Below are 20,484 nucleotides of genomic sequence, written 5' to 3' on the forward strand. Positions count from 1 at the left end.
ACACCGCACTTATTTTACCCGCCATTACTCTTTTATAAACAGCGTTAAATCCGCTATGCTGCCCTAACTTATTGATTCACTGTTAAGGCATACGGGCATGGGGCTGTTAATCAAAGGGCTGTTGGGAGCGCTGGTGGTGGTGCTGATTGGCGTGCTGGCGAAAACCAAAAACTACGCTATCGCTGGCCTGGTCCCGCTGTTTCCCACCTTTGCGCTCATCGCCCATTATATTGTCGCCAGCGAGCGGGGGATCGAAGCCCTGCGCGCGACCATCGTATTCGGCATGTGGTCGATTCTTCCCTATTTTATCTATCTGCTGTCACTGTGGTATTTCACCGGGATCATGCGCCTGCCGTTGGCGCTGGCAGGCGCGGTGGGATGCTGGGGGCTGTGCGCCTGGCTGTTAATCCTCGGCTGGAGCCGTTTCCACTAGCGCAGCGGGCGGCCGCCGTCGACAGCGAATGAGCGGCCGGTAACGTAGCGGCTGGTAAACAGGTAATCGATGAGATCGCTAATCTCTTTTTCGCCAGGGGCGATTTTCATCAGCGATTTATCCAGCGCCTGCTGACGATAGGCCTCGTCGTCACCCTCATTAAACATGATTAGCGACGGCGCAATGGCGTTGACCTTAACCTCTGGCGCCAGCTTGCGAGCGAAGGAGCGGGTCATGTTATCCAGGGCGGCTTTGCTGGCGGCATAGGCGATATGTTTGTCGCTCCCGCGCTCCACCACGTAATCGGTGATATGGATAATGTCGCTGGCGGCATGGCCGTGGCCGCGCAGCAACGCCTCCAGCGCATGGTTGAGCAGATAGGGGGCGTGGACGTGGATCTGCATCATGCGGTTGATGACGGTGCTCAGCGGGACGCCCGGCTTTTCCGCCATCCAGTCGCTGGCGTTATGGATGATGGCGCGCAGACCGTCGGTGTGTGATTTGACCGCTTCAGCGAAGGTCAGAATGCCGTCATCGCTGCTAAAATCGGCCTGCAGGCAAAGCGCGCCCGCTTCGCGCAGGCCGTCAATCGCCGGATAGGGCGTACGATAGCTGACGATGACCGGTTGGCGCTGTTGCAGAAAATGGTGTGCCAGAGCGAGGCCGATGCGGCGGCCTGCTCCTGTGATCAGAATCGGGCGGGGCTGTTGTTCAGCCATGGGTATCTCCTATGCGTTCTGCGGCAGGGCGACCGCTTACCCCACCAGCATCCACGTTGCCGGCACAGCGGCAACCAGCAATAAACCAATTAACGCCACTTCGCGGCGCTTGAGCGAACGATCGTGCTGGTGCGTACGTCGGGCGTACAAAAAGACCAGAAGACCCGGAGCGTAAAGTACCACCGACAACAGCAAATGCACAGGCCCCGACGCGTATAATAACCATATGCCATAAATACAGGCGCCGATAGCCACCGCTTTATGCAGCGGGCGAGTGGCGATTTTCAGCAGAAAGGCGCCGACCAGCAGATAGGGCACGAGAATCATCTCAGAGGCAATGGTCAGCAGCGTGCCGTAGTCCGATCCGGTCAGCCAGATCAGCACCAGCGATACCTGAACGCTGATATTGGTCAACCACAATGAGGCGGAGGGGGCGTTGTTGCTATTCTGACGGGCAAACAGGCGCGGGAAGGCTTTATGAGTGGCGGCGAGGAAAGGCACCTCCGCGGCCATGATGGTCCAGCTGAGATAAGCGCCGCACACCGACACGATCAGCCCGGCGGCAATGACGATCTCCCCCCACGACCCCATCAGCCTGACCATCAGTCCCGCCATCGACGGGTTGCGCATTTCGGCCAGTTCGCTGCGCGGCACGACGCCCAGCGACAGCAGGGTGACCAGCAGATACACCGCGAGGGCCGACAGCACCGCCAGCAGCGTCGCGCGGCCAACGTCGCGCTTGTGTCGCGCCCGCGCGGACACGACTACCGCCCCCTCCACGCCGATAAACACCCACAGGGTGATCAGCATGGTGTTTTTGACCTGTTCCCATACCGGCACGCCCAGCGCCAGGCCGCTAAAATCGAGGCGGAACGTATCCAGCTGAAAGGCCAGGGCGGCGAGCGCGACGAAGGCGCCCAGCGGCAGAAGCTTGGCGAGGGTGGCCACCAGGTTAATCCCCGCTGCCGTCTGGACACCGCGCAGGACCAGAAAGTGGACGACCCACAGCAGAACCGACGCGCCAACGATAGACTGCCAGGTATTACCATCGCCAAACAGGCGCAGCTCAGGGGTATCGGTGAAAAAACTGAGCGCCGAAAAGACGATAACCAGATAGGAGACATTGGCGATCACCGCGCACAGCCAGTATCCCCAGGCGGAGCAGAAGCCGATCAGTTCGCCGAATCCTTCGCGAGCGTAGGTGAAGATCCCGCCGTCGAGGTCGGGACGAATACGGGTCAACAGCAGCATGGCGAAAGCGAGAAACAGGATCCCGACGCCGGTGATGGCCCAGCCAATGAGCAGAGCGGAGGGGCTGGCCACGGCAGCCATATTTTGCGGCAAACTGAATACGCCAGCGCCGAGCATTGAGCTAAGGACCAGGGCGGTTAGGGCGCTCAGGCCCAGTTTCTTTTCCATTGCATTCCCGAGGTGAAAATGGCTGTTCCAGAATATTTATTTTGCGAAATCGCATAAAAATGGAGGATTGCGCTAAGGCGCGGGATTTTACGGAGTGTCCGGGGGCCATGCAATGGCGGGGGATGAAAAAAAATGAAAAGGCGGCAATGCGCCGCCTTTTTAGCCAGCCAGCAGCGATTATTTGTACAAATCGGCGCTGATGGTGATGTTGCCGCCGCGTTCCTGCCACTGGCGGGTGATGTGGTAGTACTTCGCCCCTTTCTTCGCCGCGCGTTTCGCCGTCTGATAGGAGATCTCGGTCATGTTGCCGTAGTTGCCGGTGAACTGGATGTTATCGAACGGCACCATTTGCGCCGCAGTCACTTTGTTCACTTCTTCGACCTTAGTGCCGTTCGGCAGGGTGACAGTGTAACGTCCACCTTTCGAAGACTGAGTCTCAAAGAAACGCCCGACGCCGGTACCCGAACCCACCGCGGCGGTGGTGGCAACGCCCGGAATTTCAACGTTCTTCGCCGCTTCGCCGCCTTTGGCCAGCGCTGCGCGGCCAGCTTCAGAGTCAGCCGGGATAGCGTCCGGGCTCTGCAGCACGCGTTTTTCAGCATCTTTTTTGTAGATATAAGCGGTAATGCGCTGGTTGCCGCCCTGGTTGGCGTCAACCTGGCGGACGATAAAGAACGCATAGGCGCCTTTTGCTTTCGCCGCTTTGGTGATGGCGTCGTTGACTTCCGGCTGGCTGCGATAGAAGCCCTGAACGGTGACGGTGTCGTAAGGCATCAGCTCAACGGCCTGATCTTTCGGCAACTCCATCACGCCGTTGATAATGCGATTCTTCGGCGCATCCGCTTTCGGCGCGTCTTCTTTATAAAGGTCAGCCGTGACGCGCCAGTTGCCGCCATTGCCGTAGTCCGACGTGTCGACAACATAGAATGAGGCCGCGCCGTCTTTGTCGGCTTTGCGCGATACTGCCTGTACCGCATCGCCAATGGCATTAAACCGGCCGGTGACGACAACGCGATCGTAGGGCTTCAGCGCAGCCGCCTGCTCCGGGGTCAACTCGGTCGCTGCATGGGCAGACAACGTGGCGGTTGTCAGGAGAGCAGACGCCAGGAGGGTGTTTTTAAGCTTCATAAAAATAATCCTTTGCCTTGCGCAAACCATATACTGGTGTTGTTGTTGACTGAAAACGTTTGATTATTGCATTTAATCGCCGTGACTGTCTGCGTCAATTTTTGCTTGCCGCCCGAATCGTATACTACGGAAAGATAACATTTTTCGATATGTTGAAAAAAAAGGCGCTTGACCAGCAAAAACGATAATCAATACCACTTTTATTAGTTAATGTAATGTTAACACAATGATCTCAATGGCGATAAATGGCGTTTTATACCGCAGGATAAGCGGATTATCAGGCCTGGGCGGCAAATTCAGGTAAATATTGCTGCCCGGACCCATCTGAGCTGACAATAAGCAATAAAATCAAAATTTGTGTTTTATCGTAGTAGATCACAATCGGTATTTTCAGTAGGTTATAAAAAGTTTGTTACTGTTTCATTTTGTAGACAGCGAAAGATGGCGAGGAAGATTTTGCCGTCCTGGCGTTGTTGGGCAGAAAAGTAAACCATCATCAAAAACCGATGGAAGGGAAAACTATGCGTATTGGTGTACCACAAGAAAGGCTAGCCCAGGAGACCCGGGCCGCCGCCACGCCGAAGACCGTTGAGCAATTGCTCAAACTCGGCTTTAGCGTCGCGGTAGAAAGCGGCGCCGGGAAGCTGGCCAGCTTTGACGATGAGGCCTTTGCCGAGGCAGGAGCTGAAATCGTGACCGGCGACGAGGTATGGCAGTCTGATGTCATCCTTAAGGTCAATGCTCCGAATGACGATGAAATTGCCCTGCTGAATCCGGGGACCACGCTGATTAGTTTTATCTGGCCGGCGCAAAACCCGCAGCTGATGGAAAAACTGGCGGCCCGTAATATCAACGTAATGGCGATGGATTCCGTGCCGCGTATTTCCCGCGCCCAGTCGCTGGATGCGCTCAGCTCAATGGCCAACATCGCCGGGTACCGCGCTATCGTTGAAGCGGCGCATGAATTTGGTCGATTCTTTACCGGGCAGATTACGGCGGCAGGCAAGGTTCCGCCCGCCAAGGTGATGGTCATTGGCGCCGGGGTAGCCGGTCTGGCGGCGATTGGCGCCGCCAACAGCCTGGGCGCTATTGTTCGCGCCTTCGATACCCGTCCGGAAGTGAAGGAGCAGGTGCAGAGTATGGGCGCCGAGTTCCTCGAGCTGGACTTTAAAGAGGAAGCGGGCAGCGGCGATGGCTACGCCAAAGTGATGTCTGAGGCCTTTATTAAGGCTGAAATGGCGCTGTTCGCCGCGCAGGCGAAAGAGGTCGATATCATTGTCACCACGGCGTTAATCCCGGGCAAACCGGCGCCGAAGCTGATCACCCGCGAAATGGTCGACTCCATGAAATCGGGCAGCGTGGTGGTCGATCTGGCCTCGCAAAACGGCGGCAACTGTGAGTACACCGTACCGGGCGAAGTGGTGACCACCGCCAACGGCGTGAAAATCATCGGTTACACCGATCTTCCTGGCCGTCTGCCGACCCAGTCCTCCCAGCTCTACGGCACCAACCTGGTGAACCTGCTGAAGCTGCTGTGCAAAGAGAAAGACGGCAATATCGTTATCGATTTCGATGACGTGGTAGTGCGCGGCGTGACCGTTGTTCGGGAAGGTGAAATCACCTGGCCGGCGCCGCCGATTCAGGTCTCCGCTCAGCCGCAGGCCGCGGCGAAAAAAGTGGAAGCGCCGAAAGAAGCGGTGAAACCGGCGTCGCCGTGGCGCAAATATGCGCTGATGGCGCTGGCGATTATTCTCTTCGGCTGGCTGGCCAACGTGGCGCCAAAAGAGTTCCTCGGCCATTTCACCGTCTTCGCGCTGGCCTGCGTGGTGGGTTACTACGTGGTGTGGAACGTCTCCCATGCGCTGCATACGCCGCTGATGTCGGTGACCAATGCCATTTCGGGCATTATCGTGGTTGGCGCGTTGTTGCAGATAGGCCACGGCGGCTGGGTCAGCTTCCTGAGCTTTATCGCGGTGCTGATCGCCAGCATTAATATTTTCGGTGGTTTTACCGTGACTCAGCGCATGCTGAAAATGTTTCGCAAAGGATAAGGGGTAGCACATGTCTGGTGGATTAGTAACGGCTGCATACATTGTTGCTGCAATCCTGTTTATTTTCAGCCTGGCGGGCCTGTCGAAACACGAAACGTCGCAGCAGGGCAACTATTTCGGCATTGCCGGGATGGCCATTGCCCTGATCGCTACCATCCTGGGGCCGGACGCCGGCAACGTCGGCTGGATTATTCTTGCGATGGTGATCGGCGGGGCGATCGGTATTCGTCTGGCGAAGAAGGTCGAGATGACCGAAATGCCGGAGCTGGTGGCTATCCTGCACAGCTTCGTGGGTCTGGCAGCGGTGCTGGTGGGTTTCAACAGCTACCTGCAGCATGAAACCGGTATGGAGCAAATTCTGGTCAATATTCATTTGACCGAAGTGTTCCTCGGGATCTTCATCGGCGCGGTGACCTTCACCGGTTCGGTGGTGGCGTTTGGTAAACTGCGCGGCAAAATTTCCTCCAGGCCGCTGATGCTGCCCAATCGCCATAAGCTGAACCTGGCGGCGCTGGTGGTTTCCTTCATCCTGATGGTGATTTTTGTTCGCTCTGACAGCACCGGCACCCAGGTCCTGTGCCTGCTGGTGATGACCGCGATCGCGCTGGCCTTTGGCTGGCACCTGGTGGCCTCTATCGGCGGTGCGGACATGCCGGTGGTGGTCTCGATGCTCAACTCCTACTCGGGCTGGGCGGCAGCGGCGGCGGGCTTTATGCTGAGTAATGACCTGCTGATCGTCACCGGCGCGCTGGTGGGCTCTTCCGGCGCCATCCTCTCTTACATTATGTGTAAGGCGATGAACCGCTCCTTTATCAGCGTGATCGCCGGGGGCTTCGGCACCGATGGTTCCTCCAGCGGCGGCGATGAAGAAGTGGGCGAGCATCGCGAGATTAGTGCCGAAGAGACGGCGGAGATGCTGAAAAACTCGCACTCGGTGATCATCACCCCGGGCTACGGTATGGCGGTGGCTCAGGCGCAGTATCCGGTAGCAGAAATTACCGAGAAGCTGCGGGCGCGGGGTATCAAAGTACGCTTTGGTATTCATCCGGTGGCCGGGCGCCTCCCGGGGCATATGAACGTCCTGCTGGCGGAAGCCAAAGTGCCTTACGACATCGTGCTGGAGATGGATGAGATCAACGACGATTTCAGCGACACCGACACCGTGCTGGTGATCGGCGCCAACGATACCGTCAACCCGGCGGCGCAGGACGATCCGAAGAGCCCGATCGCCGGCATGCCGGTGCTCGAGGTGTGGAAAGCGCAGAATGTGGTGGTCTTTAAGCGTTCAATGAACACCGGTTACGCCGGCGTACAGAACCCGCTGTTCTTTAAAGAGAACACTCATATGCTGTTTGGCGATGCTAAAGCCAGCGTCGATGCGATCCTGAAAGCGCTGTAATGTAACATAATTGTTTTACAACGTTTGTTTATAAGCCGTCTCCTGTGAGACGGCTTTTTTATATGCAGGGAGATGCCTGGAATTGTTCATAAAATAAGCGGCAAGAGGTGATATAATGTTCCGGTTCTTACATCAGACAGAGGATATTATGGATACCGAGTTAACCCCAACGCAGATGGCCATCGAATTCTTACGCCGCGACCCCACCGTCATGACCCCAGCGCAGTATCTGAAAAAACTTAAACTGCTGGAGCTGGAGTTTGCTGACCTGATGGCGCTCTCCTCGCTGGAGCTGAAAGAAGAGATCGATCTGGCCTGGCGTCTGGGTATCCACTAAGCCATTCTCGCTGGACGGTGACAGGGGCCGCCAACGGCCCTTTTTTGTGCCTGGCTGGCAGCAAGCAAAAAAATCCCCCGCGAGGCGGGGGAAGATGAGTGGTAGCGGTTAATCGTCGTCGTCGTCGTCCAGTTCCACCGGCGTCTGGTAGGCCTCCGGTTTCAGCACCAGCAGGTCACAGCGCAGGTGGTCGACGACCTGTTCCGCGGTATTGCCGAGGAACGCCGCCGACAGGCCGGTACGTCCGACCGTTCCCAGCACCACGATCCCCGCCTGCAGATGCTCGGCGAGGTCCGGGATCACCTCTTCAGGCAGTCCTTTTTCGACGTGGGTGAATTTTTCATCGATGCCAAACTTCTGCCGCAGCGCTTTCATCGCCAGCAGATGCTGGCCGCGGATCGCGTCGTTGTAGACGCTGGGATCAAAATCCGGCAGTTCTATCGCGATATTGATCGGCGTCACCGGATAGGCACCGATCAGGTGCACTTCAGTGTGGTTGACTTCTTCCGCCAGCGACAGCGTCTCGCGAACCAGCTTCTCGTTAAGGGTGTTGTGATAATTCTCTTCGCTGGCGAGATTGACGGCGACCAGCGCTTTGCCGCCTTCCGGCCACGGCTGGTCTTTGACCATCCACACCGGGCAAGGGCATTTACGCAGCAGATGCCAGTCCGTCGGGGTAAAGATCACCGCCTCCAGTTTGTCGTGCTGGTGGGCCATCTTCAGCAGCAGATCGTGTTTCTCACTGACCACCTCCTGAATAATCGCTTCGAAGGGGCGGTTGTGCCACACCACTTTCACGTCAATCGGCACGCCCGATTCCAGGTAGAATTTCGCCTGCTCGCGGATCCAGGCCGTTCGTTGGGCAATGACGCCCTGGCGCATTGCCGTCCGCTCGTCCGGCGACAGCAGGGTGGTCATTTCATAGGAAAAATCATAGATCGGCAAAAAGGCTTTGATGCGTCCACCAATCCGTTGGTGCAGGTACACCGCTCGCCTTAGCGCCGGCTGGTCGTCCTGGTTAGGATCGATTACTACCAGCATGCTCTGATACTTCGCCATACAGGGTCTCCTTACAACTGCAGCTACCGTCAGTTATTAAAAAGATAACCTATATGGATGAATTGAAACAGGGGAGGAGCCTGGTCAGATCAACAAATCTGAAAAAATTGCCGATCGTGACCAGGGATTGCGCAGAGATTAAGCGACGTTGCGCGCCTGTCCGGCCAGCTGGGCCAGCAGATCGCTGTTTTCAATAGTGATATATTTGCCTTTCACCGCCAGCATGCCGCTTTTCTGAAAACGGCCCAGCAGACGGCTGATGGTTTCGACGGTGAGGCCGAGATAGTTGCCAATATCGCCGCGGGTCATGGTCAGCCGGAACTCACGTGGTGAGAAGCCGCGCTGGGCGAAACGACGAGAAAGGTTATAGATAAACGCGGCCAGGCGCTCTTCGGCATTCTTTTTGGAAAGCAACAGGATCATATCCTGGTCGCCTTTAATCTCACCGCTCATCAGGCGCATCATCTGCTGACGCAGATTGGGCATTTTTCCGGAAAGATCGTCAAGGGTTTCGAAGGGGATCTCGCAGACCATCGAGGTTTCCAGCGCCTGCGCAAAGCTCGGGTGCAGACCGGTGCCGATGGCGTCAAAGCCCACCAGGTCGCCCGCCAGATGGAAGCCAGTGATCTGCTCATCACCTTGCTCGGTGATGGTATAGCTTTTGATGGTCCCGGAGCGAATAGCGTACAACGACTTCAGCTCATCACCGGCTTTGAACAAGGTTTGACCTTTCTGGATAGGCTTTTTCCGCTCGATAATATTATCCAGCTGATCAAGCTCATGCTCGTTCAGAGTAAAGGGGATGCAGAGCTGGCTAATGCTGCAATCCTGACAATGGATTGCACAACCGCCAGACTGAATGCGTCGAATAATTCGCTTCTCAGGGATCATATGTCTGCTCAGGCCTTAATTGATATTGGTCAATTTTAACATCTTTTTGATCAGCAGGTAAGTCTTCAGGCCCGGAAACACGTAATATCAGCAGGGTAAATCAAATTGCCTGTGTATCTATTTGATTAAAAACAGATTATTACGCCACTTTTGATTGTAAAATTACCTGAAAATTCCAGAAAAGGCATTTTCAGTCAAAGCAACAGATAGCCCTCATGACGCAAAAGCCACTCTTTACGCTGTACGCCGCCGGCATAGCCGGTCATGGTGCCGTTGCGCCCGATGACCCGATGGCAGGGCACCACGATACTCACCGGATTGGCGCCATTGGCGGCGCCCACCGCGCGCGCGGCGCCGGGACGACCGAGCGCCTCGGCCAGTTGGCCGTAGTGCATCACCTGGCCACAGGGGATATCGCGTAACGCCTGCCAGACCTGGCGCTGAAAAGGGGTGCCGGCGGTGGCGGTAGGCAGAGTCTCGATAATGGCTAAATCGCCGGCAAAATAGTCGCTCAGCTTACTGCTGAGACCGCCGGGATTGCGGCAGTCGACGCGCTGATAGCCTTCCCGGCGATAGTGTACGTCGAGCAGCGTTTCCATCCGATCGCGGTGCTCGTCCCACTCGACGGCGCGCAAATTAAACTGTTCGTCGCAAAGCACCCACAACGGCCCCAGCGGGGTATCCATTTTATCCTGCAGCAAGGTCAACATCGTTTCTGTCATCCACCATCGTACATGAGAGGCACACGATACCACGCGCTGACGGCAGTCAACTATACTCCCAAAAGGTAAAACCGCATCGCCAGATAGCACGGCGGGCTATCCGCCGTGGAGGTATTCTGCGATCGCCACGATGATTTATTTTTGGATCGATCCTGGCGGGTTACCGGACAGGGTTTTTGCTACTTTTAAGCTGACGACGTCGGTCCTCCGCGCCGCTGTGCGCGCTCGGGAAAGTGCTACCGCGTCGGCGCGGCGCGGTTAATAACTCAGAGGTGGAGCTATGCAATATATACTGACTGGCGTAATCGTACTGATCTTCAGCGGTCTGGTTATTCATGGTATGTCGCTGTTGCTTGAGCGAGGGTATCGCGCGCTTTTCGGCATATTCGCCGGAGCCGGGGAAGCGACCCGTAAGTTCAAAGTGAAGATATCGCGTTAAGCTAAGGCGGCCGTCCCTGGCGCATCGGTGGGTTAAGACAGCCGCGGATAGATGCCAGGGCCGATCGGCAGTCCCACCAGATACCAGCCCACCAGCAACAGCAGCCAGACGGCGAGAAAAATCAGCGGGTAAGGGAGCACCAGCGAGTAGTAGGTGCCGAGGCGGGCATCCGGCCGGTAGCGCTGTAGAAAGCCGAGAAACAACGGCACAAACGGTGACACCGGCGCCAGCGGCAGCACCGATGAATCAGCGATACGAAACAGGATCTGCGCAAACGCCGGGTGAAAGCCCAACAGCATAAACATTGGCACGAAGATCGGCGCCAGAATCGACCAGATGGCCGAGCCGCTGGCGATAAACATACACAGAAAAGCCGACAGCAGCGCAAGGCCGACAAACGCCGGAACACCGTTCATGCCTGAACTCTCCAGCAGGTCCGTCAGACCGACGGCCATAAACTTGCCCATGTTGCTCCAGTTGAACATCGCCACGAACTGCGCCAGCGGGAAGACCATCACGATAAACCCGGCCATCTCTTTCATCGGCTCAATCATCAACTGCGGCAGGTCGGCCTGGCGGCGAATTTTGCCGGTGGCGATGCCGTATGCCAGCGACACGACAAAGAAGAAAAAGATAATTAGCGGCACGATGCCTTTGATAAACGGCGAGGGCATGACCGTATGCTGAACCGGATCGCGAAGAATACCGTTTTCGGGGACCACCATCAGGGCGATGACCGCCACGAATACCAGCGTCGCCACGCCGGCGATGCGCAGGCCGAACCGCTCCCCGGGCGTCAGCGTCTGCAGCTTTTCATCACGACTGCCTTGCCACTGGCCCAGCCGCGGCTCGACCAGCTTATCGGTGATCAGTCCGCCGACGAGCGTCAGAACGATCACCGAGGTCGCCATAAAGTACCAGTTGTCGATCACGCTGACGTGCAAAGAGGCATCGATGGACTTTGCCGCCTCGGTGCTGATCCCGGAGAGCAGCACGTCGGTGGTGACAATCAGTAGATTGGCGGTAAAGCCGCAGCCCACGCCGGCTATCGCCGCCAGCAGACCAGCGACAGGATGCCGACCGACGGCAAGAAACATCAGCGCCCCCAGCGGCGGCATAATCACCAGCGCCGCATCGGAAGAGATATGGCTGAAAAAGGCGATAAACAGCACCATATAGCTGGCATAGCGGGCGCTGACGTGCGAGGCCATTTTGACCATCAACGCCGGTAACAGGCCCACCCGCTCGGCAAAGCCGGCGCCCAGCACCAGGGCGAGGATCGCGCCCAGCGGCGCGAAACCGCTGAAGTTTTTAATCACGTTCGGCAAAAACCAGTGCAATCCTTCCACGCTGAGCAGGTTTTTGACCACCACCCGCGAACCGTCAGTTGGGTTTTGTACCCCAACGTTGAGGGCGGAGAGGATTGCCGTGGCAGCGATCAGCACGGCGATGAGATAGATAAACAGCAAAAACGGGTGCGGGACCTTGTTACCGATCTTCTCTACCCAGCCATAGCGCTTTCCGCCGGGGGAAGATGACGGTATGGATGACATACTCATGGGCATTCCTCTGTTGTCGTTGTTGTGTTGGGCAGGCCTGCTCCCGTACTGCCGGCGGTTATTATGGGCGGTGCGTGCCGCGATCCGGTCAGCGTTGGCCAGGAGTAGCCTCTAAGTGGTTATCGTAAAACGGACGGACTCACCTCCGCCGGGATCGGGCAACGATAGGGGCGTTCGGCCAGTACCTGCCTGAGCTCTTGCTGGCTGGCCTCCAGCAGGGCGCTGTCGCTGAATAAACGGATGGCGGTCGCCGCGAGCACTTTCCCCGCCAGCAACATCCCTTTATGGGCAATGGAGGTTCTGCCCTGGCTCACCAGCTGCCAGCTGTGCAGCGGGGTACCCACCGCGAAGCACGGGCTGAAGCACTGGGCCACCGGCGCTTTCCAGCTAACATCGCCGACGTCGGTGGATCCGGCGAGGACGTTATCCGTGGCCGCCCAGGGCGCCACCTCATCAATCAGCAAGGTGTCGCGGTGGCGACGAGCGAACGTTTTGCCTTCCTCGCCACTGGTGCCGGCAATATTGTTCAGGCTGTTGTTAATATCGTTGGCGCTGAGGGTGGTGCGGATCGCCGCGGCAAAAGCGCGTTCCTCGTCGCTCCAGGCGGGGGTACCGTAATGACAGACCGCCTGATACATCGCCGCCTCAAGCGTGCGGTTGGGTAGATAGCTGGAGCAGGCTTTTTCAAAGCGGCAGCTGACCTGGGTCTCGGTCATCAGCGCGGCCCCCTGGGCAATCTTCTCTATGCGGGCGAAGATTTGCTCAGCGTCGGCCATCTCCGGCGCGCGGATCAAATACAGCACTTCCGCCTGCGCCTGCACCACGTTGGGCGAGACGCCGCCGGTATCGGTAATGGCGTAATGGACGCGCGCCTTCTCGATGATATGTTCATTGAGGAAATTGCTGCCGGTGGTCATCAGGGTGACGGCATCCAGCGCGCTCCGGCCCAGGTGCGGCGAATTAGCGGCGTGGGCCGCGGTGCCGGTAAATCGCCATGCCGCCTGAATGTTGGCGAGGGTGCGGGTGCTGAACATCCCGGCCCAGGCTTCCGGATGCCAGGTCAGCGCCGCATCGACATCATCAAACAACCCTTCGCGCACCATAAAGGTTTTTCCCGAACCGCCTTCCTCGCCGGGACAACCGTAGAAGCGCAGAGTGCCGCTGTCGCCGTGCTGCTGCAGCCAGCCTTTGGCGGCGACCGCCGCGGCGAATGCCGCGGTGCCGAGCAGATTGTGCCCACAGCCGTGGCCGTTGGCTCCCGGTGTCAAGGGCGTCGGTTCCGCGCTGTGGGCCTGCTGGCTGAGTCCCGCCAGGGCGTCAAATTCGCCGAGCAGGGCAATGACCGGTTGGCCCTCACCGACGCTGGCGATAAAGGCATTCGGGATCCCGCCGGCATCGCGGGTGAGCTGAAAACCTTCCGCCTCCAGGGCGTCGGCCAGCCGTTGGGCTGACCAGAACTCCTCAAAGCGGGTCTCCGGGTGGTCCCAGATGTCGTCGGCGATGGCGCAGTAAGTGTCGCGTTGTGCCTCAACCACCTCGTCCACAAACTGAAAAATGGCTTCCATTACACCCCCCGCTGCCAGGGAAAGTTAAGCGCGACGCGCGCCAGGGTTTCGACCGCTACCGCCATCACGCTCTCGTCGAAGTCAAACTTTTCGTTGTGGTGACCGGCGCTGAGTTCAGTGCCGAAAATCATGTACGAGGCGAGGCCGCCGCGCGCCTGGACCCGGGCCATCATCAGGGTGGCGTCTTCCGAGCCCGCCGGGGCGGCGATGCGATCCACCGCCTGTTGCACGCCGGGCACCCGGGCGGCCTGTTCGCGCAGATAGTCCACCCACGCCGGCGACGGTGCGCTGGCGGTCGCCGCGCCCATCATGCGCAGTTCGTAGCGGGCTTCGTACATCGCCGCAGCCCCGGCGACGACGTGCTGCGCCCGCTCGAACACGTACTGATTAATGGCTTCGCTTTCGCCGCGGGTTTCCACTTTTAACAGCGCGGAAGAGGGCACCACGTTGCGCCCGGTACCGGCCTGCATCACCCCGACGTTGACCCGCGAGGCGCCGGCGCTGTGCGGCGGGATGGCGTGCAGGCCAAGGGCGGCCTGGGCGGCGGCCAGCAGCGCGTTGCGCCCGTCCTCGGGCTTGCCGCCGGCGTGGGCAGCCACGCCGCTGAACTGCACGTCGAATTTGGTGGTGGCCATAAAGTTGTCTCCACCGCAGACGACGGTACCTGCCGGGACGCCGGTCCCGATATGGATCGCCGTGAAATAATCCACGTCATCAACCACGCCAGCGGCCACCATCGCGCGGGCGCCGCGGGTACCCTCTTCAGCAGGCTGGAAAATCAGTTTAATGACGCCATTGAGCTGGGCGGCATACTGCTTGAGCACATGCGCCAGCCCCAGCCCGATGGCGGTATGGCCGTCATGGCCGCAGGCGTGCATCATGCCGGCGTTGCAGGAGGCGAAATGATCGCGATGGGGGCGGTGGCTATCGTCATGCTGTTCGTTGAGATCGAGGGCATCCATATCGACGCGAAAGGCCAGGGTTGGTCCGGGCCGCCCGGTGTCGAGCGTGGCCACCACGCCGGCGAAACCGCCTTCAAACGCCGGCAGCCAGCGCTCCGGCGCGCCCTGTTCGCGGGCGCGTTCGAAAGCCTGGGCCAGGGTCTCCTCGTCCGGCAGCCCCATCCGGCTGTCGGCATCGATGACGTCGCGGCCTAGCGCCAGCTGATAGCCTAGCCCGTCAAGAATATCCGCGACCTTACTGGCGGTGCGAAACTCCAGCCAGCCGGATTCAGCGTGCAGGTGAAAATCGCGGCGCCATTGGGTCATGGAGGGCGCCAGCTGGCGGAGGTATTCATCAAGTTGCGGCATAGCTTATCCTGTCATAAGTAAAAAATGTGACGGCGTTCACGATGTGATAGCGTTTGTTTATCACTGACGCGCTACAGGCCTTAACACCCTTAACCTGCCACAGCCTGATGGATTACAGTAGATGTCATTTTCTTCTGTCTGATAAGCAACGGTTATCACTAAAAGCATGGCATTTCAGATTAAATTTCATCAAATTCGCGCCTTCGTCGAAGTAGCCCGGGAAGGCAGTATCCGTGGCGCTAGCCGGGCGCTGGCGGTCTCGCAGCCGGCGCTGACCAAAGCGATTAAAGAGCTGGAGGAGGGGCTTTCCGCCCAGCTGTTCGTCCGCCGCAGCCAGGGGGTGGCGTTAACCGACAATGGCGAAAGTTTTTATCAACATGCGAGCCTGATCCTTGAGGAGCTGCGGGCGGCGCAGGATGAACTGCTGCAGCGCCAGGGGGAACAGGCCGGGCAAATTAATATTGGCCTTGGCGCCAGCGTCGCCCGGTCGCTGATGCCGTCGGTGATCTGCCGCTTTCATCAGCAGCATCCGCAGGTGAAGGTGCGGATCATGGAGGGTCAGCTGCTGGCGATGATTAATGAGCTGCGCCAGGGGGAGCTGGATTTCACCATTAATACCTATTACCCCGGGCCGTACGACCATGAGTTCAGCTTTGAGAAACTGTTTGAGAAACCGTTCGCGGTGTTCGCCCGCGCGGGCCATCCGGCGGCGCAGGCCACCTCGCTGGGGGAATTGATGGATCACCACTGGACCATGCCGACGCCGCGCGGCAGCTACTTCAAGCAGCTGCAGGAATGCTTCGAACAGCTGGGACGGGAGCCAAAGGTGGGGATCGTCTGCGAAACGTTCTCATCCTGCATCAGCCTGGTGGTGAAAAGTGATTTTCTCAGCATCCTGCCGGTGGAGCTGGGCAACGACCCGCTGATGGCCGACAAACTGGTGATGATCCCCATCCGTGAAGTGTTACCCACCGCCACCTATTATCTGATCCAGCGGCGCGATACCCGGCAAACGCCGCTCACGGCGTCGTTAATCACCCTGTTCCGCCGCCAGAGCCGACAATTGTTTCCTTAATCGTCCGTCGCGCTCACTTTACCAGCGAACGCGGCTAAACGCGTTGAGAGGGGAGCGCGAGGCGGCTATAGTAGCTGGCGACAGCCGCTGGAGGAGAGCCCATGAACCTTGATGACAAATCCCTGTTTCTTGACGCCATGGAAGATGTCCAGCCTCTGAAACGTAATAATGACGTGCACTGGCATCCCGGGCGTAACAGCCGGGCCCCGCAACGCGTCGATACCCTGCAGCTGGATAATTTTCTCACCACCGGCTATCTCGATATCGTGCCGCTCGCCACGCCGCTGGAGTTTAAGCGAGAAGGGCTGCAGAGCGGCGTGCTGGATAAGCTGCGGCGGGGGAAATACAGCCAGCAGGCGAGCCTCTCCCTGCTGCGCCAGCCGGTGGAACAGTGCCGGCAGATGCTCTTCGCCTTTATGGTGCAGGCGCAGAAAGAGGGGTTACGCAATGTGCTGATCGTTCACGGCAAAGGCCGCGACGACCAGTCCCACGCCAATATTATCCGCAGCTATCTGGCGCGCTGGCTGGAAGAGCTGCCGGAGGTGCAGGCCTTCTGCGCCGCGCTTCCGCATCATGGCGGCAGCGGCGCCTGCTATGTCGCGCTGCGTAAATCGGCGCAGGCGAAGCAGGAGACCTGGGAGCAGCACGCCAAGCGCAGTCGTTAGCGCAGAAGCAGCGTCAGCTCGCGGGCGGCTTTTTGCAGCTCCGGCAGCACGCGCTCGATCATCTCGCGGGCCGTCATCTGGCCCGCATGCACCCCGACGTTGAGCGCCGCCTGGACCTGCCCCTGAGCGTTAAACAGCGGGACCGCGAGGGAGCGCAGCCCCATCTCCAGCTCCTGATCGTTGAGGGCATACCCCTGCTGATGCACCCGTTTCAGTTCGGCGCGCAGCTTCGCCACCGAATCCACCGTCTGTGGGGTATAGCGGATCATGGTCACCCGGGCCAGCATATCGTTGAGCTTCTCCTCCGGCTGATGGCTCAGCAGCACCCGGCCCATCGAGGTCGCCCACGCCGGAAGGCGACTGCCGATATCCAGGTCGATGGTCATAATCCGCGAGCTGGAGGCGCGGGCGATATACAGGATATCGTCGCCGTCGAGGGTGGCGATGGAGCAGGACTCATTGAGCATTTCGCTCAGATGCCGCAGCACCGGCTGCGCCGAACGCGCCAGCGGCGTCGAGGCCAGCCAGGCGTGGCCCAGCGCCAGGATCCGCGGCCGCAGCTGGAAATTCTTACCGTCTTCGGCATACACGAACCCCAGCTTGCTCAGGGTATACAGGCAGCGGCGCACCGCGGCGCGCGGGATGCCGGTCTTCTGACTGATCTGTGAGATAGACAGCAGGGGCCGCTGCGGCGTGAACGCCTGAATCACCTCCAGACCCCGCGCCAGGGAGGCCATAAAGTTAGGATCGCCTTTAAACGGATCGCCGTCGCCGGTCAGTAAATCGTCTGGATGCTTGTCCATTTCTGTTCCCCATATTTGCCATCGATCACATTCTTTCGCTAAAGATAACCGATGTTCGATTATCGCACCATATTTCGATTATCGCCCTTGACCGACATCGTTAAGCGGGTCACATTTTGTGCGAACAACGAATAAAAGTGCGATTACCGCACATCACTGGAGCGACCTGATGATTGATAAAAGCGTATCGACGCTGAGCGAGGCCATCGCCGGGATCCACGATGGGGCGACTATTATGATCGGCGGCTTTGGCCCCGCCGGCCAGCCGACCTTTCTGATTGACGCCCTGATTGACCAGGGCGCTCGCGACCTGACCATCATAAATAACAACGCCGGCAACGGGGAAGTGGGTCTCGCCGCGCTGCTCAAGGCGGGCCGGGTGCGCAAAATGATCTGCTCCTTTCCGCGCCAGGTGGATTCGCAGATTTTCGATGATCTCTACCGTCGCGGCAAAGTGGAGCTGGAGCTGGTGCCGCAGGGCAACCTCGCGGCGCGGATCCAGGCGGCCGGCGCCGGGCTGGGGGCGGTATTTACCCCCACCGGCTACGGCACGCCGCTGGCGGAAGGCAAGGAGACACGGGAAATCGACGGTCGCCACTACGTGCTGGAATACCCGATCAAAGCCGATTTCGCGCTGATTAAAGCTCACCAGGGCGACCGCTGGGGCAACCTGGTCTATCGCAAGGCGGCGCGCAACTTTGGCCCGATCATGGCGACAGCGGCGAAAACCACCATCGTAGAGGTCTCGCAGCTGGTGGCGCTGGGCGACCTCGACCCGGAAAACATCATCACCCCCGGCATTTTCGTCCAGCGCGTCTTCTCGCTGGAAAACCTGACTGCCGCACAACGCGCCTGAGGAGCCCGACATGCAAAAACTGACCCGTGACGAAATGGCCCAGCGCGTGGCCCGCGATATTCCCGAAGGCGCTTACGTCAACCTCGGCATCGGCCTGCCGACCCGCATCGCCAATTACCTGCCCGCTGACAAAGAGGTGTTCCTGCACAGCGAAAACGGCCTGCTGGGGATGGGGCCGAAACCGCAGCCCGGGGAAGAAGATCCCGAGCTGATCAATGCCGGTAAAGAGTATGTCACCCTCCTGCAGGGGGGCTGCTATTTCCACCACGGCGACTCCTTCGCCATGATGCGCGGCGGCCATCTCGATATCTGCGTGCTGGGGGCCTATCAGGTTTCCGCCAGCGGCGACCTCGCCAACTGGAGCACCGGTGCGCCGGATGCGATCCCGGCCGTTGGCGGGGCGATGGATCTGGCCATCGGCGCCCGCCAGGTATTTGTGATGATGGACCACCTGACCCGTGACGGCGAGTGCAAGCTGGTGGCGCAGTGCAGCTACCCGCTGACCGGCGTCGGCTGCGTCAGCCGGATCTATACCGACCTGGCGGTGATCGACATCACCGACCGCGGCCCGGTGGTGCGGGAAATCTTTAACGGCCTCTCTTTTGAAGAGCTGCAGCGCATCACTCCGGTGGCGCTGACCTTTCAACAACTGGCGGAAAGCGCGTAAGGAACCTATGATGAATCAGGCATTTATCTGTGATGCGGTGCGTACACCCTTTGGCCGTTTCGGCGGTGCCCTTGCGACGATGCGCGCTGACGACCTGGCGGCGCTGCCGCTGAAAGCGCTGCTGGCGCGGAACCCGGGACTGGATCCCTCGCGCATTGACGATGTGATCTTTGGCTGCGCCAACCAGGCCGGGGAAGACAACCGCAACGTGGCGCGGATGGCGCTGCTGCTGGCCGGCCTGCCGGAGAGCGTGCCCGGGAGCACCATCAACCGCCTGTGCGGTTCCAGCCTTGACGCGATCGGCGTCGCGGCGCGGGCGATTAAAAGCGGGGAGACGCAGCTGATGATCGCCGGCGGGGTGGAGAGCATGTCCCGCGCGCCGTTTGTGATGGGGAAAGCGGAGAGCGCCTTTAGCCGCAGCATGCAGATGGAGGATACCACCATCGGCTGGCGCTTTATTAACCCGCAGATGAAAGCCCTGTACGGCGTGCATTCCATGCCGGAGACGGCGGAAAACGTCGCCGATGAGTTTGCCATCTCCCGTGCCGATCAGGACGCGTTCGCCTTACGCAGTCAGTTGCGTACCGCCGCGGCGCAAGAGGCGGGGCGTTTCGCCGATGAGCTGATCGCCGTCCAGGTGCCGCAGCGCAAAGGCGAGCCGCTGCTGTTTAGCCGCGATGAGCACCCGCGCAGCACCTCGCTGGAGGCGCTGGCTAAACTGCGCGGCGTGGTGCGCGCCGACGGCAGCGTTACCGCCGGTAACGCCTCCGGGGTTAACGACGGCGCCTGCGCGCTGTTGCTGGCCAGCGAGACGGCGCTGTCGGCTAACGATCTTCAGCCGCTGGCCCGGGTGGTCGGCGTGGCGACGGCGGGCGTTGCGCCGCGGATCATGGGGTTTGGCCCGGCGCCGGCGGTGCGCAAGGTGCTGGCGCAGACCGGCCTGACATTAGGCCAGATGGATGTCATTGAGCTGAATGAAGCCTTCGCCGCGCAGGCGCTGGCGGTGACCCGTGATTTGGGCTTACCGGACGATGCCGCCCACGTGAACCCTAACGGCGGGGCGATTGCGCTGGGCCACCCGCTCGGCGCCTCCGGCGGCCGGCTGGCGATGACCGCGGCTTATCAGCTGAAACGGACCGGCGGTCGTTACGCCCTGTGCACCATGTGCATCGGCGTCGGACAGGGGATCGCCCTGATTATTGAACGCGTTTAAGGAGCCAGAATGAGTTTGTTGACCCCGATGCTGCGCAGCAGTCCGCTAACCGACTGGTTCAGCGACGCGCAGCGGGTGCAGGGCATGCTGGATTTTGAAGCGGCGCTTGCGCAAGCGCAGGCCGCCTGCGGGATGGTGCCGCCGGAAGCGGTCGGGCCAATTGTGGCGGCCTGC

At 59.4% G+C, this 20,484-nt stretch carries 20 protein-coding genes and 1 pseudogene; 11 read left to right on the plus strand and 10 right to left on the minus strand.

Annotated elements, in window-relative coordinates:
• Positions 1–97 precede the first annotated feature (97 nt).
• On the plus strand, positions 98–433 hold the full coding sequence (locus tag BHE81_RS05110) for a GlpM family protein (protein WP_002903379.1): 336 nt from the start codon (positions 98–100) through the stop codon (positions 431–433).
• Here BHE81_RS05110 and folM read toward each other — a convergent pair.
• The 3 genes from folM to ydgH form a co-directional block, all read right to left on the minus strand.
• Positions 430–1,152 carry a dihydromonapterin reductase gene (folM, locus tag BHE81_RS05115; protein ID WP_004176334.1) on the minus strand — a complete coding sequence of 241 codons (723 nt, stop codon included), beginning with the start codon at positions 1,150–1,152 and terminating at the stop codon, positions 430–432. The genes BHE81_RS05110 and folM overlap by 4 nt on opposite strands.
• Positions 1,153–1,188: 36 nt before the next feature.
• Positions 1,189–2,571 (minus strand): amino acid permease, encoded by a 1,383-nt coding sequence (locus BHE81_RS05120; protein WP_004183892.1) that lies wholly within the window; start codon positions 2,569–2,571, stop codon positions 1,189–1,191.
• A 177-nt stretch (positions 2,572–2,748) separates the two neighbouring features.
• Entirely contained in the window at positions 2,749–3,699 is a 951-nt protein-coding gene (ydgH, locus tag BHE81_RS05130; RefSeq protein WP_002903384.1) for a DUF1471 family protein YdgH, read from the minus strand.
• A 521-nt stretch (positions 3,700–4,220) separates the two neighbouring features.
• Between ydgH and pntA the strand changes: the two genes are divergently transcribed.
• The 3 genes from pntA (at position 4,221) to BHE81_RS05150 (ending at position 7,486) form a co-directional block, all read left to right on the plus strand.
• Positions 4,221–5,750 (plus strand): Re/Si-specific NAD(P)(+) transhydrogenase subunit alpha, encoded by a 1,530-nt coding sequence (pntA, locus tag BHE81_RS05140; RefSeq protein WP_004148265.1) that lies wholly within the window; start codon positions 4,221–4,223, stop codon positions 5,748–5,750.
• Between the two features lie 10 nt (positions 5,751–5,760).
• On the plus strand, positions 5,761–7,149 hold the full coding sequence (pntB, locus tag BHE81_RS05145) for a Re/Si-specific NAD(P)(+) transhydrogenase subunit beta (protein ID WP_002903386.1): 1,389 nt from the start codon (positions 5,761–5,763) through the stop codon (positions 7,147–7,149).
• A 148-nt stretch (positions 7,150–7,297) separates the two neighbouring features.
• Complete coding sequence (locus BHE81_RS05150; RefSeq protein ID WP_002903388.1) at positions 7,298–7,486, plus strand: YdiH family protein; 189 nt, start codon at positions 7,298–7,300, stop codon at positions 7,484–7,486.
• A gap of 108 nt (positions 7,487–7,594) precedes the next feature.
• Here the strand turns inward: BHE81_RS05150 and uspE are convergent, their stop codons facing one another.
• The 3 genes from uspE to ogt form a co-directional block, all read right to left on the minus strand.
• Positions 7,595–8,545 carry a universal stress protein UspE gene (gene uspE / locus BHE81_RS05155; RefSeq protein ID WP_002903391.1) on the minus strand — a complete coding sequence of 317 codons (951 nt, stop codon included), beginning with the start codon at positions 8,543–8,545 and terminating at the stop codon, positions 7,595–7,597.
• Between the two features lie 138 nt (positions 8,546–8,683).
• Positions 8,684–9,436 carry a fumarate/nitrate reduction transcriptional regulator Fnr gene (gene fnr, locus BHE81_RS05160; protein ID WP_002903394.1) on the minus strand — a complete coding sequence of 251 codons (753 nt, stop codon included), beginning with the start codon at positions 9,434–9,436 and terminating at the stop codon, positions 8,684–8,686.
• A 194-nt stretch (positions 9,437–9,630) separates the two neighbouring features.
• Positions 9,631–10,146, minus strand: a complete 516-nt coding sequence (ogt, locus tag BHE81_RS05165) for a methylated-DNA--[protein]-cysteine S-methyltransferase (RefSeq protein WP_004224598.1) — start codon at positions 10,144–10,146, stop codon at positions 9,631–9,633.
• A gap of 292 nt (positions 10,147–10,438) precedes the next feature.
• Here ogt and BHE81_RS05170 point away from each other — a divergent pair, with 292 nt between their 5' ends.
• Positions 10,439–10,597, plus strand: coding sequence for a hypothetical protein (locus tag BHE81_RS05170; RefSeq protein ID WP_002903398.1), 159 nt, complete (start codon positions 10,439–10,441; stop codon positions 10,595–10,597).
• Between the two features lie 32 nt (positions 10,598–10,629).
• Here BHE81_RS05170 and abgT read toward each other — a convergent pair whose 3' ends face one another.
• The 3 genes from abgT to BHE81_RS05185 form a co-directional block, all read right to left on the minus strand.
• Positions 10,630–12,156, minus strand: a complete 1,527-nt coding sequence (abgT, locus tag BHE81_RS05175) for a p-aminobenzoyl-glutamate transporter (RefSeq protein WP_002903400.1) — start codon at positions 12,154–12,156, stop codon at positions 10,630–10,632.
• A 119-nt stretch (positions 12,157–12,275) separates the two neighbouring features.
• Positions 12,276–13,721: a M20 family metallopeptidase gene (locus tag BHE81_RS05180; RefSeq protein ID WP_023342843.1), complete on the minus strand. Its 1,446-nt coding sequence runs from the start codon at positions 13,719–13,721 to the stop codon at positions 12,276–12,278.
• Positions 13,721–15,031: a M20 family metallo-hydrolase gene (locus BHE81_RS05185; protein WP_009760675.1), complete on the minus strand. Its 1,311-nt coding sequence runs from the start codon at positions 15,029–15,031 to the stop codon at positions 13,721–13,723. The genes BHE81_RS05180 and BHE81_RS05185 overlap by 1 nt, the downstream gene beginning before the upstream one ends.
• Before the next feature lie 166 nt (positions 15,032–15,197).
• On the opposite strand from BHE81_RS05185, the gene BHE81_RS05190 reads away from it, so the two are divergent.
• A complete protein-coding gene (locus tag BHE81_RS05190) occupies positions 15,198–16,106 on the plus strand; it encodes a LysR family transcriptional regulator (protein WP_002903460.1) in 909 nt (302 codons plus the stop codon).
• 101 nt (positions 16,107–16,207) lie between these two features.
• Positions 16,208–16,771, plus strand: coding sequence for a DNA endonuclease SmrA (gene smrA / locus BHE81_RS05195; protein ID WP_004143055.1), 564 nt, complete (start codon positions 16,208–16,210; stop codon positions 16,769–16,771).
• Here the strand turns inward: smrA and BHE81_RS05200 are convergent.
• Complete coding sequence (locus tag BHE81_RS05200; RefSeq protein WP_004151560.1) at positions 16,768–17,574, minus strand: IclR family transcriptional regulator domain-containing protein; 807 nt, start codon at positions 17,572–17,574, stop codon at positions 16,768–16,770. The two genes, smrA and BHE81_RS05200, sit on opposite strands and share 4 nt — an antisense overlap.
• Positions 17,575–17,743: 169 nt before the next feature.
• Between BHE81_RS05200 and BHE81_RS05205 the strand changes: the two genes are divergently transcribed.
• The 4 genes and pseudogenes from BHE81_RS05205 to BHE81_RS28600 form a co-directional block, all read left to right on the plus strand.
• Positions 17,744–18,430, plus strand: coding sequence for a 3-oxoacid CoA-transferase subunit A (locus BHE81_RS05205; protein WP_002903522.1), 687 nt, complete (start codon positions 17,744–17,746; stop codon positions 18,428–18,430).
• 10 nt (positions 18,431–18,440) lie between these two features.
• Positions 18,441–19,097 carry a 3-oxoacid CoA-transferase subunit B gene (locus tag BHE81_RS05210; protein WP_004151559.1) on the plus strand — a complete coding sequence of 219 codons (657 nt, stop codon included), beginning with the start codon at positions 18,441–18,443 and terminating at the stop codon, positions 19,095–19,097.
• A 10-nt stretch (positions 19,098–19,107) separates the two neighbouring features.
• Positions 19,108–20,310 carry a 3-oxoadipyl-CoA thiolase gene (gene pcaF, locus BHE81_RS05215; RefSeq protein ID WP_004179693.1) on the plus strand — a complete coding sequence of 401 codons (1,203 nt, stop codon included), beginning with the start codon at positions 19,108–19,110 and terminating at the stop codon, positions 20,308–20,310.
• A 9-nt stretch (positions 20,311–20,319) separates the two neighbouring features.
• Positions 20,320–20,484: pseudogene (locus tag BHE81_RS28600) on the plus strand (3-carboxy-cis,cis-muconate cycloisomerase); the annotation flags it as partial.

Origin of the sequence: Klebsiella sp. AqSCr (assembly GCF_008452795.1) — a bacterium.
Classification (GTDB): Bacteria; Pseudomonadota; Gammaproteobacteria; order Enterobacterales; family Enterobacteriaceae; genus Klebsiella; species Klebsiella pneumoniae.

Coding starts and splice junctions, on each gene's coding strand:
- BHE81_RS05110 (WP_002903379.1), top strand. CDS start 98: ATGGGGCTGTTAATCAAAGGGCTGTTGGGAGCGCTGGTGGTGGTGCTG.
- folM (WP_004176334.1), bottom strand. CDS start 1,152: ATGGCTGAACAACAGCCCCGCCCGATTCTGATCACAGGAGCAGGCCGC.
- BHE81_RS05120 (WP_004183892.1), bottom strand. CDS start 2,571: ATGGAAAAGAAACTGGGCCTGAGCGCCCTAACCGCCCTGGTCCTTAGC.
- ydgH (WP_002903384.1), bottom strand. CDS start 3,699: ATGAAGCTTAAAAACACCCTCCTGGCGTCTGCTCTCCTGACAACCGCC.
- pntA (WP_004148265.1), top strand. CDS start 4,221: ATGCGTATTGGTGTACCACAAGAAAGGCTAGCCCAGGAGACCCGGGCC.
- pntB (WP_002903386.1), top strand. CDS start 5,761: ATGTCTGGTGGATTAGTAACGGCTGCATACATTGTTGCTGCAATCCTG.
- BHE81_RS05150 (WP_002903388.1), top strand. CDS start 7,298: ATGGATACCGAGTTAACCCCAACGCAGATGGCCATCGAATTCTTACGC.
- uspE (WP_002903391.1), bottom strand. CDS start 8,545: ATGGCGAAGTATCAGAGCATGCTGGTAGTAATCGATCCTAACCAGGAC.
- fnr (WP_002903394.1), bottom strand. CDS start 9,436: ATGATCCCTGAGAAGCGAATTATTCGACGCATTCAGTCTGGCGGTTGT.
- ogt (WP_004224598.1), bottom strand. CDS start 10,146: ATGTTGACCTTGCTGCAGGATAAAATGGATACCCCGCTGGGGCCGTTG.
- BHE81_RS05170 (WP_002903398.1), top strand. CDS start 10,439: ATGCAATATATACTGACTGGCGTAATCGTACTGATCTTCAGCGGTCTG.
- abgT (WP_002903400.1), bottom strand. CDS start 12,156: ATGAGTATGTCATCCATACCGTCATCTTCCCCCGGCGGAAAGCGCTAT.
- BHE81_RS05180 (WP_023342843.1), bottom strand. CDS start 13,721: ATGGAAGCCATTTTTCAGTTTGTGGACGAGGTGGTTGAGGCACAACGC.
- BHE81_RS05185 (WP_009760675.1), bottom strand. CDS start 15,031: ATGCCGCAACTTGATGAATACCTCCGCCAGCTGGCGCCCTCCATGACC.
- BHE81_RS05190 (WP_002903460.1), top strand. CDS start 15,198: ATGGCATTTCAGATTAAATTTCATCAAATTCGCGCCTTCGTCGAAGTA.
- smrA (WP_004143055.1), top strand. CDS start 16,208: ATGAACCTTGATGACAAATCCCTGTTTCTTGACGCCATGGAAGATGTC.
- BHE81_RS05200 (WP_004151560.1), bottom strand. CDS start 17,574: ATGGACAAGCATCCAGACGATTTACTGACCGGCGACGGCGATCCGTTT.
- BHE81_RS05205 (WP_002903522.1), top strand. CDS start 17,744: ATGATTGATAAAAGCGTATCGACGCTGAGCGAGGCCATCGCCGGGATC.
- BHE81_RS05210 (WP_004151559.1), top strand. CDS start 18,441: ATGCAAAAACTGACCCGTGACGAAATGGCCCAGCGCGTGGCCCGCGAT.
- pcaF (WP_004179693.1), top strand. CDS start 19,108: ATGAATCAGGCATTTATCTGTGATGCGGTGCGTACACCCTTTGGCCGT.